Genomic DNA, 15142 nt, shown 5'->3' with positions numbered 1-15142 from the left:
TCAGACGAAGATGAAGCCGGCAGCGATGCCGATGAAGGCGAGCGCCTCGGTGAAGGCGATACCGATCCACATGAGGACCTGCAGGCGGCCGGCCAGCTCGGGCTGACGGGCGACGCCCTCGATCGTCTTGCCGACGACGATGCCCACGCCGATGGCGGGGCCGATGGCCGCGAGGCCGTAGCCCATCGTCGCGACGTTGCCGGAAAGCTCGGCGAGAACCGTAGTTGCGTCCACGGGGTTTTTCCTTTCGGGGTTGGGTGGGAGAGGCGGGAGCCTCGCCCGCTCAGTGCTCTTCTGCCACCGCGAGCTGGATGTAGACCGCGGTGAGGATGGTGAAGACGTAGGCCTGGAGGAAGGCCACCAGGATCTCGAACAGGGTGAAGGCCAGACCGAAGGCGAGCGAGCCCGCCGCCAGAGCCGACCACCAGCCGCCGAGGGTGATGAGGAAGAACTGCGTCGCCGAGAAGAACAGGACGAGCATGAGGTGACCGACGATCATGTTCATCAGCAGTCGCAGGGTGAGCGTCACCGGGCGGATGATGAACGTCGACAGGAACTCCAGCGGCGTGACGATGATGTAGAGGAACGGCGGGACGCCCGAGGGGAACAGCGCGTTCTTGAAGAAGTTCTTCGGGCTCTTCTTCATACCCGCGTAGATGAACGTCACGTAGCTGATCACCGCGAGCATCAGCGGGACGGCGATGATGCTCGTCCCGGCGAGGTTCATGAACGGGATGATGCCTGTGATGTTGAAGAACAGGATCATGAAGAACATCGTGGTGAGGATCGGCAGGAAGCGCTGCCCGTCCTTCTTGCCCAGGAGGTCTTCGGCGATGTTCACGCGGACGAAGTCCAGGCCCATCTCGGCGATGCTCTGGAAACGGCCCGGCACGATCCGCATGCGACGGGTTCCGGCCCACAGGAACAGCACGAGAGCGATCGTCGCGATGAACTGGATGAGGTGGATCCGCGTGACGGGGACGCCCAGGACGCTGAAGAGGACGTCCGGGAAGAACTCATCGATGGACGGGCCGTGGAAGCCGCCGTCTTCGGCGGTCTTGGCGATCAGTGTCGCAGCTTGGGTAAACAGCGCTGGCTCCAGCTTCGGGGCACCGGATGCAACCGGTGCGACGATGGTCGGTGTGAGCGTCACTGCGCACGCGTTTCGCGGAGCGCGAACGGGCGCAGAGACAGCCTATCAGCCCCGGGAGGGGTTATCGTCCGCGGGCCGCGGACCGTCCTCGGCATCCCCCCTTTCCGGGGGCGCCGGGCGTCGCGCTTCGTCGATGACGTCGGCGAGCGTGGGCAGCGAGGCGTCGCTGACGACGGGCACGCGCATGCGCACCATCACGATCGCGTCGATCGCGAGCGAGACCACCACGCTGATCACGAGCGCGATGAAGAACACGCCGGCATTCAGCCACGGCTGGCCCCGCAGCAGGAACAGCACGACGAGGAAGACGACGAACTTCAGCAGCCATCCGCCCATCACGGCGCCGAAGAAGATCGGCACGTACAGCGGATCGCCGAACCACCGGTTGGACACGAGGATCGTGACCGCCGTGAACCCGAGGAAGACCGCCGCGAGGACGATCGCGACCAGCGCGCTCCACAGACCGGAGGTCCCGGCCACGGCGAAGCCGATCAGCGCGCCGACGACGGCCAGGATGCCGGTGGCGAGGGCCGACCACAGGAGGGTCGTGCGCAGGACGGTGGTGCTGGACAGGGAGCTCATGAGGTCCTCGGGGTCGGATCGGACGGGGGCGCCGCGGCGCCGTCGGCAGCGGTGGGGGCGGAACGCCGGGACGGCATGAAGGTGACGACGAGGCAGGCCGCGATGCCGACGAGGACGAACACCCCGCCGATCGCGTAGTCCCCCGGCCAGTTCTGGGTCGTCCCGATGTACATGAGCAGCACGCCCACCGACACCACGGCCGTCCACGCGTAGAAGATGAGGACGGCGTCGCGGTCGCTGTGCCCCATGTCGAGCATGCGGTGGTGCAGGTGCTTGCGATCGGGAGAGAAGGGCGACTTCCCGCGCGCCATGCGGCGCACGATCGCCATCCCGAAGTCCAGCAGCGGCAGCAGCACGACGACGACCGGCAGCAGGATGGGGATGAACGCACCCAGCAGCTGCGAGCGGCCGAACACGTCGTTGTCGCCGAGCAGCGCCGGCGGCAGGTTGCCCGTGAACACGATCGCCGACGACGCCATGAGAAGACCGAGCAGCAGCGCCCCCGAGTCTCCCATGAACAGTTTCGACGGGTTCCAGTTCAGCGGCAGGAAGCCGACGCACACACCGATGAGGGCGACGGCGATGAACGAGGCGAGGCTCGAGTAGCTCGATGCGCCCGTGTCGCGCGCGACGAGGTAGGTGTACACGAAGAACACCGCGTTGGCGATGAGAGCGACCCCGGCGACGAGACCGTCCAGTCCGTCGATGAAGTTGACCGCGTTCATGACGATGACGATCGCGATCACCGACATCGCGAAGCTCGCGAAGCTCGACACCACGAACTGCTGGCCGAACGGGATGAAGAAGATTTGGATGCCGCCGAAGCCCACCACGATGCCGGCGGCGAGGAACTGCGCACCCAGCTTGATCATCCAGTCCAGATCCCACAGGTCGTCGAGCACGCCGACGACGACGATCAGGGCGGACGCGCCGAGCAGCGACCAGATGACCGCCGGATCGGCCCAGAAGATCTGGAAGTAGCCGATCTGCGAGGAGATGCCGAAGGCCACCAGCACGCCGAGGAACATGGCCACACCGCCGACGCGCGGCTTGGGCGTGGTGTGGACGTCACGCTCACGGATCTCGGGGTACAGCTTGAGCCGCATCCCGATCCGCCAGACGACCCAGGTGAAACCGAGGGTCGCCACGGCCGTCACGGCGACGGTGAGCAGATAGAACCTCATGGCGCGGGCGCGTCGTCGCCGAGCGGCTCGGGGTCGGGCTCGAGCAGCTCGCCCAGCACCTCGCGGAGCCGGTCGCGCGGGACGGCGCCCTCGCGGAGCACACGGACGGGACGCCCTCCCGGGACGGCGAGTCCCGTCGCGTCGACGATCGTCGACGCGACGCCGTGCGAGGACGGTCCCCCGTCGAGGTAGACGGAGACGCTGTCGCGCAGCATCGTGTAGGCGCTGTGCACGTCGACGGCCGCGGCCTTGCCGGTGAGGTTGGCGCTGGAGACCGCCAGCGGGCCGCAGTCCTCGAGCAGCTCGAGCGCGATGCGGTCGGCGGGCATGCGCACCGCCACGGTGCCGCCCGTGTCGCCGAGGTCCCACGACAGGGAGGGCTGCGACGGCAGCACGATCGTCAGTCCGCCCGGCCAGAACTCCTCGACCAGCCGCTCCACGGGAGCCGGAACGTCCGAGACCAGGGCGCGCATCGTCGACAGGCCCGCGACCAGGACCGGAGGGGGCGACTGGCGCCCGCGGCCCTTCGCCGCCAGGAGCGCGGCGACGGCGCTGGCGCTGAACGCGTCGGCCGCGATGCCGTACACGGTGTCCGTCGGCATGACGATGAGCTCACCGCGCCCGATCGCCTGCCGTGCCTTGCGCAGACCCGGAAGCAGCTGCTCCGTGTCGCGGGCGTCGAAGAACTCAGACATATCGTGTCCAGTCTACGTTTCACCCGCGCGACGTTTCGACTCGCTGCGCTCGCTCAACGACCGGAAGGCGCGCGACGTTTCGACTGGCTGCGCTCGCTCAACGACCGGAAGGCACGCGACGTTTCGACTCGCTGCGCTCGCTCAACGACCGGGAGGTCAGGGGCGGAGGGCCGTCGTGGCCCGGTCGCGGAGGGTGAGGTCGGGATGCGTGGCGCACGCGCGCCAGCCGTCGGCCTCCAGCAGCGCGCGGATGGGGCCGCCCTGCCATTCCCCGTGCTCGATCACGAGGGTCCCCCCGGGGCGCAGCAGACGCCGGCCGACCCGGGAGAGCACGCGGACGACGTCCAGGCCGTCCTCTCCCCCGTACAGCGCCGACGGCGGGTCCCAGTGGCGCACCTCCGGGTCGCGCGGCACGGCGGCGTCGGGGACGTAGGGCGGGTTGGAGACGAGCACGGCCACCGAGCCGTCGAGCTCCGGGAACGCGTCGGCGAGGTCGATGAACGCCAGGCGCGCCTGCGGCGCGTGCCGGGCGAAGTTCTCCTTCGCCCACACGAACGCGTCGAGCGCGTTCTCCGCCGCGTGCACCTGCGCGTGCGGCACCTCCGTGGCCATCGCCAACGCGATGGCGCCCGAGCCGGTGCCCAGGTCGACGGCGACGGGCTCGGCATCCGGCACGGCGCGCAGCGCGTCGATGGCGAGCTGGGCGACCATCTCGGTCTCGGGCCGCGGCACGAAGACTCCCGGACCCACCCGCAGCTCGAGATGGCGGAAAGGAGCCGTGCCCGTGAGGTGCTGGAGCGGCTCACGGGCGGCGCGGCGGGCGATCAGCGCCTCGAACGCCGTCGTGTCCTCGGGGACGTCGTCGCCACGCAGAGCCGCGGCGAGCAGTTCTCCGCGCGTGCGGCCCCAGACGTGCGCCGCCAGCAGCTCCGCATCGACGTCGGGCGTCGGCACCCCCGCGGCGGCGAGCGTCTGCGTCGCCCGTCGGAGCAGGTCGGACAGACCGGTGGCAGCGCGTCGTGCGGGCGCGCCGGAATCGTGCGGGGGGATCATGAGCCCTCCCACCCTAGTCGCGCCCGCCGGCGGATGCCGCGCGGGAGGCCCGTGCACCCGTGAAGAATCGTCACAATCGACTCCGGAGCGGATCGGGCGCTTAGGCTGGTGCGAGACGCCGACGGCGACGCGATCACGCACGACCGGGCGGCACCCGACCGCACGAAAGGCAGGCCATGTCCGGCATCCACCCCGACATCACGAGCGCATTCGGCAACACTCCCCTGGTGCGTCTGAACCGCATCGCCGAGGGCCTGCCCGGAACGGTGCTCGCCAAGCTCGAGTTCTACAACCCGGCGTCCTCCGTCAAGGACCGCCTCGGCATCGCGATCGTCGACGCCGCCGAAGCGGCGGGCGCGCTGCAGCCGGGCGGCACGATCGTCGAGGGCACGAGCGGCAACACCGGCATCGCGCTGGCGATGGTCGGCGCCGCACGCGGCTACAAGGTCATCCTCACGATGCCCGCGTCGATGTCGGTCGAGCGTCGTCTGCTGCTGAAGGCCTACGGTGCCGAGCTCGTGCTCACCGAGCCCGCGCTCGGCATGAAGGGCGCCGTCGCGAAGGCGGAGGAGATCGCCGCCGCGACGCCCGGCGCCATCCTCGCCAAGCAGTTCGCCAACGAGGCCAACCCCGCCATCCACCGCAAGACGACGGCCGAGGAGATCCTCCGCGACACCGACGGCGAGATCGGCTACTTCGTGGCCGGCATCGGCACCGGCGGCACGATCACCGGCGTCGGACAGGTGCTGAAGGAGCGGGTGCCGGAGGCGAAGGTCATCGCCGTCGAGCCGGCCGACTCCCCGCTGCTGACCAAGGGCACGCCCGGGCCGCACAAGATCCAGGGCATCGGACCGAACTTCATCCCGGAGATCCTCGATCAGGGCGTCATCGACGAGGTCGTCGACGTCGAGTTCGACGACGCGATCCGCGTCGCCCGCGAGGTCGCGACCACGGAGGGCATCCTCGTCGGCATCTCCTCCGGCGCCGCGATCTGGGCCGCACTGCAGATCGCCGCCCGCCCCGAGGCCGAGGGCAAGAACATCGTCGTGATCATCCCGTCCTTCGGCGAGCGGTACCTCTCGACGGCGCTCTACGAGCACCTGCGCGAGGACTGATCCCCGACGTGACCCGCACCACCGGCCCCTCCGCCGCGCCGCGACTCGGGGCGTTCGCCCGCGTCCGCGAGGACATCGCCGCCGCGAAGCTGCGCGACCCCGCAGCCCGCGGCGCGGCGGAGATCGCCGTGCTCTACTCCGGGCTGCACGCGATCTGGTCCTACCGCCTGGCGAACGCCCTGTGGCGGCGCGGCTGGCGCTTCCCGGCCCGGGCCCTGTCGCAGCTGACGCGCTGGCTGACCGGGGTGGAGATCCATCCCGGTGCGAGCATCGGGCGCCGCTTCTTCATCGACCACGGCATGGGCGTCGTGATCGGCGAGACCGCCGAGATCGGTGACGACGTCATGCTCTACCACGGCGTCACCCTCGGCGGACGCACCCGCGACGCGGGCAAGCGCCACCCCACCCTGGGCGACGGCGTGGCGGTGGGCGCCGGCGCGAAGATCCTCGGCCCCGTGCGCATCGGCGCCGGATCCGTCATCGGGGCCAACGCGGTCGTCACGCGCGACGCACCGGAGGACTCGGTGCTGGTCGGCGTTCCCGCGAAGGCGCGCACGCGCCGCGCCGGCGAAGACACCCGCGCGCTGCTGACGACGCCGGAGTACTACATCTGACGCATCGTCAGGACGCGCGCCGGCTCTCGACCTTCTTCTTGAGGAGCACCGCGGGCAGCAGGAACGCCGCGATCGCGGTGACGACCCACACGATCATCGGGGCGACCACCCAGGTCCACCAGGGCGATCCGATCGTGAGCCCCGCCCCCGGGATGATCGCCGTCACGAGCAGGGCGACGAAGGTCGACACGATGCCGATGCCGCCGAGGAAGGCCGGCGCGTTGCGCTGGGCGACGCGCGCGAGCCACGGGGCGAGGACGCTCTGCAGCACCGCGAAGATCACGATCGCCAGGATGAACCCGAACGGACTGCGCCAGTCGATCGTGAAGCCGGGCAGCACGATGTCGGCGACGATGAGGCCGACCGCCGCCGACGCGAGGAAGACGAGGGCGCGCAGGAGGAACGTGATCATGACGCGAGCGTAGCGGCATCCGTCGGCGCGCGACGACCCACGCGGTCAGTCGCCGCCGAGCGCCGCCAGCCGCGCCTCTTCGTCGGCGGCGATGGCCGACTCGATGAGGGGCCCGAGGGCCCCGTCCATGACCTGATCGAGGTTGTAGGCCTTGTAGCCGGTGCGGTGGTCGGCGATGCGGTTCTCGGGGAAGTTGTACGTGCGGATGCGCTCGGAACGGTCCATGCCGCGGATCTGCGAACGGCGGGCGTCGGATGCCGCGGCATCCCGCTCCTCCTGCTGCTTGGCGAGCAGCCGGGCACGCAGCACCCGCATGCCGGCCTCGCGGTTCTGCAGCTGGCTCTTCTCGTTCTGCATCGAGACGACGATGCCGGTCGGCAGGTGCGTGATGCGCACCGCGGAGTCGGTCGTGTTGACGGACTGTCCACCCGGACCCGACGAGCGGAACACGTCGATCTTGAGATCGTTCGCGTCGATCTGCACCTCTTCGGGCTCGTCGACCTCCGGGAAGACGAGGACACCCGTCGTCGACGTGTGGATCCTCCCCTGCGACTCGGTCGCGGGCACGCGCTGCACACGGTGCACGCCGCCCTCGTACTTGAGGTGGGCCCACACCCCCTGCGCGGGGTCGGTCGAGCTGCCCTTGATCGCGACCTGGACGTCCTTGTAGCCGCCCAGATCGGATTCGTTGCGTTCCAGCAGCTCGGTCTTCCACCCCATGGATGCCGCGTACTGCAGGTACATCCGCAGGAGATCGGCCGCGAACAGGGCCGACTCGGCGCCGCCCTCCCCCGCCTTGACCTCGAGGATCACGTCGCGCGCGTCGTCGGGGTCGCGCGGGATGAGCAGGCGCCGCAGCTTCTCCTGCGCGGCGGCGACCCGCTCCTCGAGGACCGGGACCTCGTCGGCGAAGGCGTCGTCCTCACGGGCGAGCTCACGCGCGGCGGCGAGGTCGTCGTCCGCCGCACGCCACGCGTCGTGCGCCGCGACGATCTTCGACAGCTCGGCGTAGCGACGGTTGACGCGCTTCGCGCGGGCGGCATCGGCGTGCACCGCGGGGTCGGAGAGCTCCTCCTGGACCGCGCGGTGCTCGTCGATCAGCGCCTGGACGGACTCGAACACGGTCCCGCTCAGCGGATGCTGTTCTCGTGTCCGTGGCTGTGGCCGCCGGCGGTCGTGGACACCGACTTCATCTGCACGTTCTGCATCTGGTAGAGGAACTCCACGTTCGAGCTCGTCTCCTTGAGCTTGCCGAGGACCACCTCGAGGGCCTGCTGCGGGTCGAGGCCGGCGAGGGCGCGACGCAGCTTCCAGGTGATCTTGACCTCGTCGGGGTTCAGCAGCATCTCCTCGCGGCGCGTGGACGAAGCGTTGACGTCGACGGCGGGGAAGATGCGCTTGTCGGCCAGCTGACGCGACAGGCGCAGCTCGCTGTTGCCGGTGCCCTTGAACTCCTCGAAGATGACCTCGTCCATCTTGGAGCCGGTCTCCACGAGCGCCGTCGCAAGGATGGTGAGCGATCCGCCGTTCTCGATGTTGCGGGCGGCACCGAAGAAGCGCTTGGGCGGGTACAGGGCCGACGCGTCGACGCCACCGCTGAGCACGCGGCCGCTGGTGGGCGCCGAGATGTTGTAGGCGCGGCCCAGACGCGTGATCGAGTCGAGCAGCACGACGACGTCGCGGCCGAGCTCCACGAGGCGCTTGGCGCGCTCGATGGCGAGCTCCGCGACGGTCGTGTGGTCTTCGGCCGGGCGGTCGAAGGTCGAGGCGATGACCTCGCCCTTGACCGTGCGCTGCATGTCGGTGACCTCTTCGGGGCGCTCGTCGACGAGCACGACCATGAGGTGGACCTCGGGGTTGTTCGTCGCGATCGCGTTCGCGATCTGCTGCAGGACGATCGTCTTGCCGGCCTTCGGCGGCGCGACGATGAGACCGCGCTGGCCCTTGCCGATCGGGGCGACGAGGTCGATGATGCGCTGCGTGAGCTTCTCCGGCGCCGTCTCCAGGCGCAGGCGCTCCTGCGGGTAGAGCGGCGTGAGCTTGCCGAACTCGACGCGCTCGGCGGCGTCGTCGACCGACAGGCCGTTGATGGCGTCGACCTTCACCAGCGCGTTGTACTTCTGGCGGCTCGACTGCTCGCCCTCGCGCGGCTGCTTGATGGCGCCGACGACGGCGTCGCCCTTGCGCAGGTTGTACTTCTTGACCTGGCCGAGCGAGACGTAGACGTCGCTGGCGCCCGGCAGGTAGCCCGTCGTGCGCACGAACGCGTAGTTGTCGAGCACGTCCAGGATGCCGGCGATCGGGATGAGGACGTCGTCCTCGCCGATCTCGGTCTCGAACTCGTCGCCGTTCTGGTTCTGTCCGCCGCGACGCTTGTTGCGCTGACGACCGCGTCCCTGACCCTGCTCGTCGGCGTCGTCGTTCGACGTGTTGTCCTCGGCGGGGGCCGCGGGAGCGGCCGGCGCGTTCTGACCGCCCTGCGTGGCCGGGGCGTTCTGCGCGGCCTGGGCGTTCTCGCCGCGCTGGCCGCGGTTGCGGCTGCGGCTGCGCGAACGGCTGCGGCTGCGGCTGGGGGTCTCGCCCTCGGCCGCGTTCTCGCCGGATGCCGTGGCGTCGGCGGCTGCAGCGTCGGCACCCGTCTCGTCCTGGGCAGGAGCGGTCTCGCCCTCACCGGACGGGGCGACGGCGTCGGTCGCCGCAGCCGCGGTGTCGGGGGTCTCCGCCGGCGCGGCGGTCTCGGCGGGCGCGTCCGCGCTCTCGGCGGCGGGCGCGTCGGCGGTCTCGACGACGGTCTCGGCGGCGGCGGTCTCGGCGGCGGGAGCCTCGGCATCCGTCGCCTCGGCGGCCGGCACGTCGGTGCTCTTCGCACGGCGCGGGGCACGCTTGCGCGGCGCCTTGACGGGCTTCTCGACGACCGGCGCCTCCTCGCTCGCGGCGGCGGGGGCCTCGGCATCCGAGGGCACCTCGACGTCGGGGGCCTCGCTCTGGACGGCCTCGGCGGCGGGCTCCTCCGGCGCGACGGGCTCCTCCGCGGGAGCCTCCTCGGTGGGAGCCTCCTCGGCGGCGGCCTCCTCGGCGGCGGCCTCCTCGACGGGGGTCTCCTCCGCCGGGGTCTCCTCGGCGGTGGGGGCGTCGGTCACCTCGGTCGCGGCGGCGTCGCCGGCGGCTTCCGTGTTCTCGACGTTCTCGATGTTCTCGGTCTGGATCTCGGAGAGGGACTCCACGAGTTCTCCTTCGTAGGCATGTGGACGGGGACCGTCCGCATCGCGCCGTCCACGACAGGCGCTACCGCTCTCGTGCGCGCATGCACGTCTAGCTCAGACGCGCGATGGTGCAACGTGAGGGTTATGCGGTGGTTCGCAGAATTGCGACGGAGGCCAGATTCACGGTCACGCCGTGGCACCCTCCGTATGGTTCCTCACTGTACCACCCCTGACGTCGACGGCGAGCATGCGCGGCTCCCACGGAGTGTCCGTGACGGTGGCCGCCACCTCCGCGGCCGCGAGACGCTGACCGGGACCGTCGGCGAGCACGAGCACGCTCGGTCCGGCTCCCGACACCACCGCCGCGAAGCCGCGGGCACGCAGGGCGCGAACGAGCTCGTCGGTCGCCGGCATCGCCTGGGCCCGGTACGACTGATGCAGCTTGTCCTCGGTGGCCGCCATCAGCAGCTCCGGGCTCTGCGTGAGCGCCGCGATCAGCAGGGCCGAGCGCGACACGTTGAAGACGGCGTCCTCGCGCGTGACCTGCAGGGGCGCGAGCCCGCGCGCGACCGACGTGGACATCGTGAAGTCGGGGACGAACACGAGCGGAGCCACGCCGCGGTGCACCAGCAGCTTCTTGTGCTGCGGGCCGTTCTCGTCCATCCACGCGATCGTGAGGCCGCCGAACAGCGCCGGTGCGACGTTGTCGGGGTGCCCCTCGAGCTCCGTCGCGAGCCGCAGCAGCGTGTCGGGACCGAGCTCGACGTCGCCGGCGAGCAGCCCCTGGGCCGCGAGCAGTCCGGCGACGACCGCCGCGCCCGACGAGCCCATGCCGCGCCCGTGCGGGATGGTGTTGTGCGCGACGAGCCGGATGCCGGGCATCGGACGGCCGGAGGCCTCGAAGGCGTACGCCATGGCCCGCACGACCAGGTGCGAGGCGTCGGTGGGGACGTCGGCGGCGCCCTCCCCCGAGACGACGATCTCCAGCCCCGGCTCGGGCAGCGCCGTCACGACGAGCTCGTCGTACGAGCTCAGCGCGAGGCCCAGCGTGTCGAAGCCGGGCCCGAGGTTGGCGCTCGTCGCGGGCACGCGCACCGCGACGGCACGCCCCGCCTCTGCCGCGGTCATGCCAGGTCGAGGACGGACGCGACCTCACTGGTCGTCGCGTCGACGACGGTGGGCTCGACCTCGGTGCCGTCGGCGTTGCGCAGGGCCCACTGGGGGTCCTTGAGGCCGTGGCCGGTGACGGTGATGACGATGGTCGCGCCGGCGGGGATCACGCCCGCCTCGGCACGGTCCAGCAGGCCCGCGACGCCGATCGCGCTGGCCGGCTCGACGAAGACGCCGGCCGTGCTGGCCAGCAGCTTCTGCGCCGCGAGGATGCGCGCGTCGTCGATGGCGCCGAACCAGCCCTGGGTCGCGTCGCGCGCTTCGAGGGCGAGCTCCCACGAGGCGGGGTTGCCGATGCGGATCGCGGAGGCGATCGTCTCGGGGTTGCGGACGACCTCGCCGCGCACGAGCGGCGCGGAGCCCTCGGCCTGGAAGCCGAACATGCGCGGCACCTTGGTCGCGACGCCGCGCGCGGCCTCCTCGCGGTAGCCCCGGGAGTAGGCCGTGTAGTTGCCGGCGTTGCCGACGGGGATGAGGTGGAAGTCGGGGGCGTCGCCGAGCTGGGAGACGACCTCGTAGGCGGCCGTCTTCTGCCCCTCGATGCGGTCGGGGTTGACCGAGTTGACGAGGTGGACGGGGTAGTTGTCGGCGAGCTCGCGCGCGATCTCGAGGCAGTCGTCGAAGTTGCCGCGCACCTGGATCAGCCGACCGCCGTGGATGACCGCCTGGCTGAGCTTGCCCATCGCGATCTTGCCCTCCGGGACCAGCACGGCCGCCGTGATGCCCGCGTGCGCCGCGTAGGCGGCGGCGGATGCCGACGTGTTGCCGGTCGAGGCGCAGATGACGGCCTTCGCGCCGTGCTCGACGGCGCGCGAGAGCGCGACCGTCATACCGCGGTCCTTGAAGGAGCCCGTCGGGTTCATGCCCTCGAACTTGATGAAGACGTTCGCGCCGGTCTGCTGCGAGAGCGCCGCGGCGGGGATCAGGGGCGTGCCGCCCTCGCCGAGCGTCACGACCGTCGACGTCTCCGTGACGCCGAGCCGATCGGCGTATTCGCGCAGGACACCCTGCCAGACGTGTGCCATGTCCATCTCCTTCTTGCGGTGCCGCGACCGCGAGTTCAGTTTCCCCGGATCAATTGCCTTCGACGCGCAGGACCGACACGACGCGGCCGACCACGCCGCTGGCGGCGAGACGGTCGACGGTGTCGCTGAGGTCCTGCTCGCGTGCCGTGTGGGTGCCGATGACCAGCCGCGCGACGCCCGGAGCGTCCTCGGCCTCGGTGGGCGCGGTCGGCTCGATCGTCTGCTCGACCGTCGCGATCGACACGCGTCCCTCGCTGAGGATGCCGGCCACCGTCGCGAGCACACCCGGCTCGTCGGAGACCTCGAGGGTGATCTGGTAGCGCGTGGTGACGCGGCCGATCGGGAGCACCGGGAGGTTCGCGCGCGTGGACTCGCCGACCCCGACCCCGCCGGCGATGTGGCGCCGCGCCGCCGACACGACGTCGCCGAGCACGGCGGACGCCGTCTGCACGCCGCCGGCGCCCGCGCCGTAGAACATCAGGTTCCCGGCCGCCTCGGCCTGGACGAAGACCGCGTTGTTGGCGCCGTGCACGCTCGCCAGCGGGTGCTCGCGCGGGATCAGGGCGGGGTACACGCGCACCGAGATCGCCTCGCCGGTGGGCGAGTCCGCCTCGGCGTCGGCGAGACGCTCGCAGACGGCCAGCAGCTTGATGACGTAGCCGGCGTGACGGGCGGCATCCATCGCCTGCTTGTCGATGCGCGTGATGCCCTCGCGGTGCACGGCGTCGAGCGGTACGGCGGTGTGGAAGGCGAGCGAGGCGAGGATGGCCGCCTTCTGCGCCGCGTCGTAGCCTTCGATGTCCGCCGTGGGGTCCGCTTCCGCGTAGCCGAGCTTCTGCGCGTCGGCGAGGACCTCGTCGAAACCGCTGCCCTCGCTGTCCATGCGGTCGAGGATGTAGTTGGTCGTGCCGTTGACGATGCCCACGATCCGCTGCACGCGGTCGCCGGCGAGCGAGTCGCGCAGCGGCCGGATGATCGGGATGGCACCGGCGGCGGCGGCCTCGTAGTACACCGACGCGCCCACCTGATCGGCGGCGTCGAAGATCTCCGGGCCGTGCGTGGCCAGCAGCGCCTTGTTGGCGGTGACCACGTCGGCGCCCGACGACAGCGCCAGCAGGATGTCGGTGCGGGCGGGCTCGATGCCGCCCATCAGCTCGATGACGATGTCGGCGCCGACGATCAGCTGCTCGGAATCGGTGGTGAACAGCTCGCGCGGCAGGTCCGCGTCGCGCGGCGCGTCGGGGTTGCGCACCGCGATGCCGACGAGATCGAGCGCGGCGCCGGCACGGTCGGCCAGCTCGTCCGCGTGCTTGCGCAGGAGCGCGGCGACCTGGGACCCGACGGCCCCCGCCCCGAGCAGGGCCACACGCAGTCGACGGTAGTCGGTCATTCGTTCTCCTCGCCGGATGGGGAGCCGGAGGCGACCCCGAGGTCGCGCGCCAGCAGGTCGTCGATGGTCTCGCCGCGCACGATCACCCGTGCCGCGCCGTCCCGGACGGCGACGACCGGCGGCCGCGGCACGTAGTTGTAGTTGCTCGACAGCGAGAAGCAGTAGGCGCCGGTCGCGGGCACGGCGAGCAGGTCGCCGGGGGTGACATCGCCGGGCAGGTACTCCGCGTCGACGACGATGTCGCCGGACTCGCAGTGACGGCCCACCACGCGGGCCAGGGCGGGCGCGGCATCCGAGGTGCGCGATGCGAGACGGGCGGAGTACTGCGCGCCGTACAGCGCCGGACGCGCGTTGTCGCTCATGCCGCCGTCGACGCTGACGTAGAGCCGTTCGAGCTCGTCGCTGACCTGCACGGGCTTGACGGTGCCCACCTCGTACAGGGTCACACCGGCGCGGCCGACGATCGTGCGGCCCGGCTCGAAGGCGAGGTGAGGAAGCGGGATGCCGCGGACCTCGCACTCGCGCGCGACGGCGTCGACGATGCCGTCGGCCAGCGCGGCGATGGGCGTGGGCGTATCGACCGACGTGTAGGCGATGCCGAAGCCGCCCCCCAGGTTGAGGACGGGGATGTCGCCGCCGGCGAGCAGCTGCGCGTGGAGGTCGACCACGCGAGCCGCGGACTCCTCGAAGCCGCGCGCGCCGAAGATCTGCGAGCCGATGTGGCAGTGCAGGCCGACGAAGCGCAGGCCCGGCAGCTCGCGGATGCGGGCGACGACGGCCGGGGCGTCGGCGAGGGCGAACCCGAACTTCTGGTCCTCGTGGGCGGTCGCGAGGAAGTCGTGCGTCTCGGCGTGCACGCCGCTGTTCACGCGGACGAGGACCGCCTGCGGCTCGGCCCCGGCGGCGACGCGGCGCTCCACGATCGCGGCGAGCCGCTCGAGCTCGATGCGGGAGTCGATGACGATCGAGCCGATGCCGATCTCCACGCCGCGCTCCAGCTCGGCCACCGACTTGTTGTTGCCGTGCAGCCCGAGCCGCGACGCGTCGGCGCCGGCGGCGAGGGCCACGGCGAGCTCACCGCCGGTGGCGACGTCGACCGCGAGTCCCTCTTCGGTGACCCACCGCACGATCTCCGTCGACAGGAACGCCTTGCCGGCGTAGTAGACCCGGGCCTGCACCCCGTGGCGGGCGGCGGCGGCGGCGAACGCCTCGCGGACCTCGCGGGCGCGGCGGCGCACGGCATCCTCGTCGAGGACGTACAGCGGTGTGCCGAAGCGGGCGCGCAGCGCGGCGGCGCCGACGCCGGCGATGAGCAGCTGGCCGTCGTCGTCGCGGGCGGCCGAGGCCGGCCACACGGCCGCGGCGAGCGCGTTCGCATCGTCCGGCACGGTGAGCCACGCGGGCACGAGCGGGCGGTCGGAGGCGGCGGACACGTGCGGAACCAATCGTGTGGGGTCGGGCTGCCGACGGTCACGTCACGCCCGGCAGTCCTAGAAGTCTAGGGCACCCCCGCATGCCGCCTCACGCATGTGACGACCCCCGCGAG

General features: G+C 71.3%; 15 protein-coding genes. 2 read left to right on the top strand and 13 right to left on the bottom strand.

Annotation, left to right across the window (positions count from 1 at the left end; genetic code table 11):
• The 6 genes from atpE to prmC form a co-directional block, all read right to left on the bottom strand.
• Nucleotides 1–234, bottom strand: a complete 234-nt coding sequence (atpE, locus tag AC1Q49_RS06590; RefSeq protein ID WP_060958893.1) for an ATP synthase F0 subunit C — start codon at nt 232–234, stop codon at nt 1–3.
• A gap of 49 nt (nt 235–283) precedes the next feature.
• On the bottom strand, nt 284–1153 hold the full coding sequence (gene atpB, locus AC1Q49_RS06585) for a F0F1 ATP synthase subunit A (protein ID WP_101306628.1): 870 nt from the start codon (nt 1151–1153) through the stop codon (nt 284–286).
• A 45-nt stretch (nt 1154–1198) separates the two neighbouring features.
• Nucleotides 1199–1735 (bottom strand): Cg1360 family ATP-synthase-associated protein, encoded by a 537-nt coding sequence (locus AC1Q49_RS06580; protein WP_101306629.1) that lies wholly within the window; start codon nt 1733–1735, stop codon nt 1199–1201.
• Nucleotides 1732–2919 (bottom strand): MraY family glycosyltransferase, encoded by a 1188-nt coding sequence (locus AC1Q49_RS06575; RefSeq protein ID WP_060958895.1) that lies wholly within the window; start codon nt 2917–2919, stop codon nt 1732–1734. Before AC1Q49_RS06575 ends, AC1Q49_RS06580 begins: the two co-directional genes overlap by 4 nt.
• Entirely contained in the window at nt 2916–3614 is a 699-nt protein-coding gene (locus AC1Q49_RS06570) for an L-threonylcarbamoyladenylate synthase (protein ID WP_061782497.1), read from the bottom strand. Before AC1Q49_RS06570 ends, AC1Q49_RS06575 begins: the two co-directional genes overlap by 4 nt.
• A 156-nt stretch (nt 3615–3770) precedes the next feature.
• The gene (gene prmC, locus AC1Q49_RS06565) at nt 3771–4667 is read right to left on the bottom strand and encodes a peptide chain release factor N(5)-glutamine methyltransferase (RefSeq protein WP_492491245.1); all 897 of its coding nucleotides are present in this window, start codon (nt 4665–4667) and stop codon (nt 3771–3773) included.
• A gap of 176 nt (nt 4668–4843) precedes the next feature.
• Between prmC and cysK the strand changes: the two genes are divergently transcribed.
• Together cysK and epsC are read left to right on the top strand one after the other, a co-directional pair.
• Entirely contained in the window at nt 4844–5782 is a 939-nt protein-coding gene (gene cysK, locus AC1Q49_RS06560; protein ID WP_061782498.1) for a cysteine synthase A, read from the top strand.
• 8 nt (nt 5783–5790) lie between these two features.
• Complete coding sequence (epsC, locus tag AC1Q49_RS06555; protein WP_191008829.1) at nt 5791–6396, top strand: serine O-acetyltransferase EpsC; 606 nt, start codon at nt 5791–5793, stop codon at nt 6394–6396.
• Between the two features lie 7 nt (nt 6397–6403).
• Here the strand turns inward: epsC and AC1Q49_RS06550 are convergent, their stop codons facing one another.
• The 7 genes from AC1Q49_RS06550 to lysA form a co-directional block, all read right to left on the bottom strand.
• Nucleotides 6404–6808: a phage holin family protein gene (locus AC1Q49_RS06550; protein WP_060958900.1), complete on the bottom strand. Its 405-nt coding sequence runs from the start codon at nt 6806–6808 to the stop codon at nt 6404–6406.
• A gap of 45 nt (nt 6809–6853) precedes the next feature.
• The gene (gene prfA, locus AC1Q49_RS06545; protein ID WP_060958901.1) at nt 6854–7930 is read right to left on the bottom strand and encodes a peptide chain release factor 1; all 1077 of its coding nucleotides are present in this window, start codon (nt 7928–7930) and stop codon (nt 6854–6856) included.
• An 8-nt stretch (nt 7931–7938) separates the two neighbouring features.
• Nucleotides 7939–10032, bottom strand: coding sequence for a transcription termination factor Rho (gene rho / locus AC1Q49_RS06540; RefSeq protein WP_492491244.1), 2094 nt, complete (start codon nt 10030–10032; stop codon nt 7939–7941).
• A gap of 165 nt (nt 10033–10197) precedes the next feature.
• Nucleotides 10198–11139, bottom strand: a complete 942-nt coding sequence (thrB, locus tag AC1Q49_RS06535; protein WP_060959191.1) for a homoserine kinase — start codon at nt 11137–11139, stop codon at nt 10198–10200.
• Entirely contained in the window at nt 11136–12206 is a 1071-nt protein-coding gene (gene thrC, locus AC1Q49_RS06530) for a threonine synthase (protein WP_060959190.1), read from the bottom strand. The genes thrB and thrC overlap by 4 nt, the downstream gene beginning before the upstream one ends.
• Nucleotides 12207–12255: 49 nt before the next feature.
• Nucleotides 12256–13596: a homoserine dehydrogenase gene (locus AC1Q49_RS06525; RefSeq protein WP_492491243.1), complete on the bottom strand. Its 1341-nt coding sequence runs from the start codon at nt 13594–13596 to the stop codon at nt 12256–12258.
• A complete protein-coding gene (gene lysA, locus AC1Q49_RS06520; protein WP_492491242.1) occupies nt 13593–15029 on the bottom strand; it encodes a diaminopimelate decarboxylase in 1437 nt (478 codons plus the stop codon). Before lysA ends, AC1Q49_RS06525 begins: the two co-directional genes overlap by 4 nt.
• Between the last annotated feature and the right edge of the window lie 113 nt (nt 15030–15142).

The organism is Microbacterium sp. MPR-TSA4, from assembly GCF_058792815.1.
This window is presented reverse-complemented; position numbering and strand designations above follow the sequence as displayed.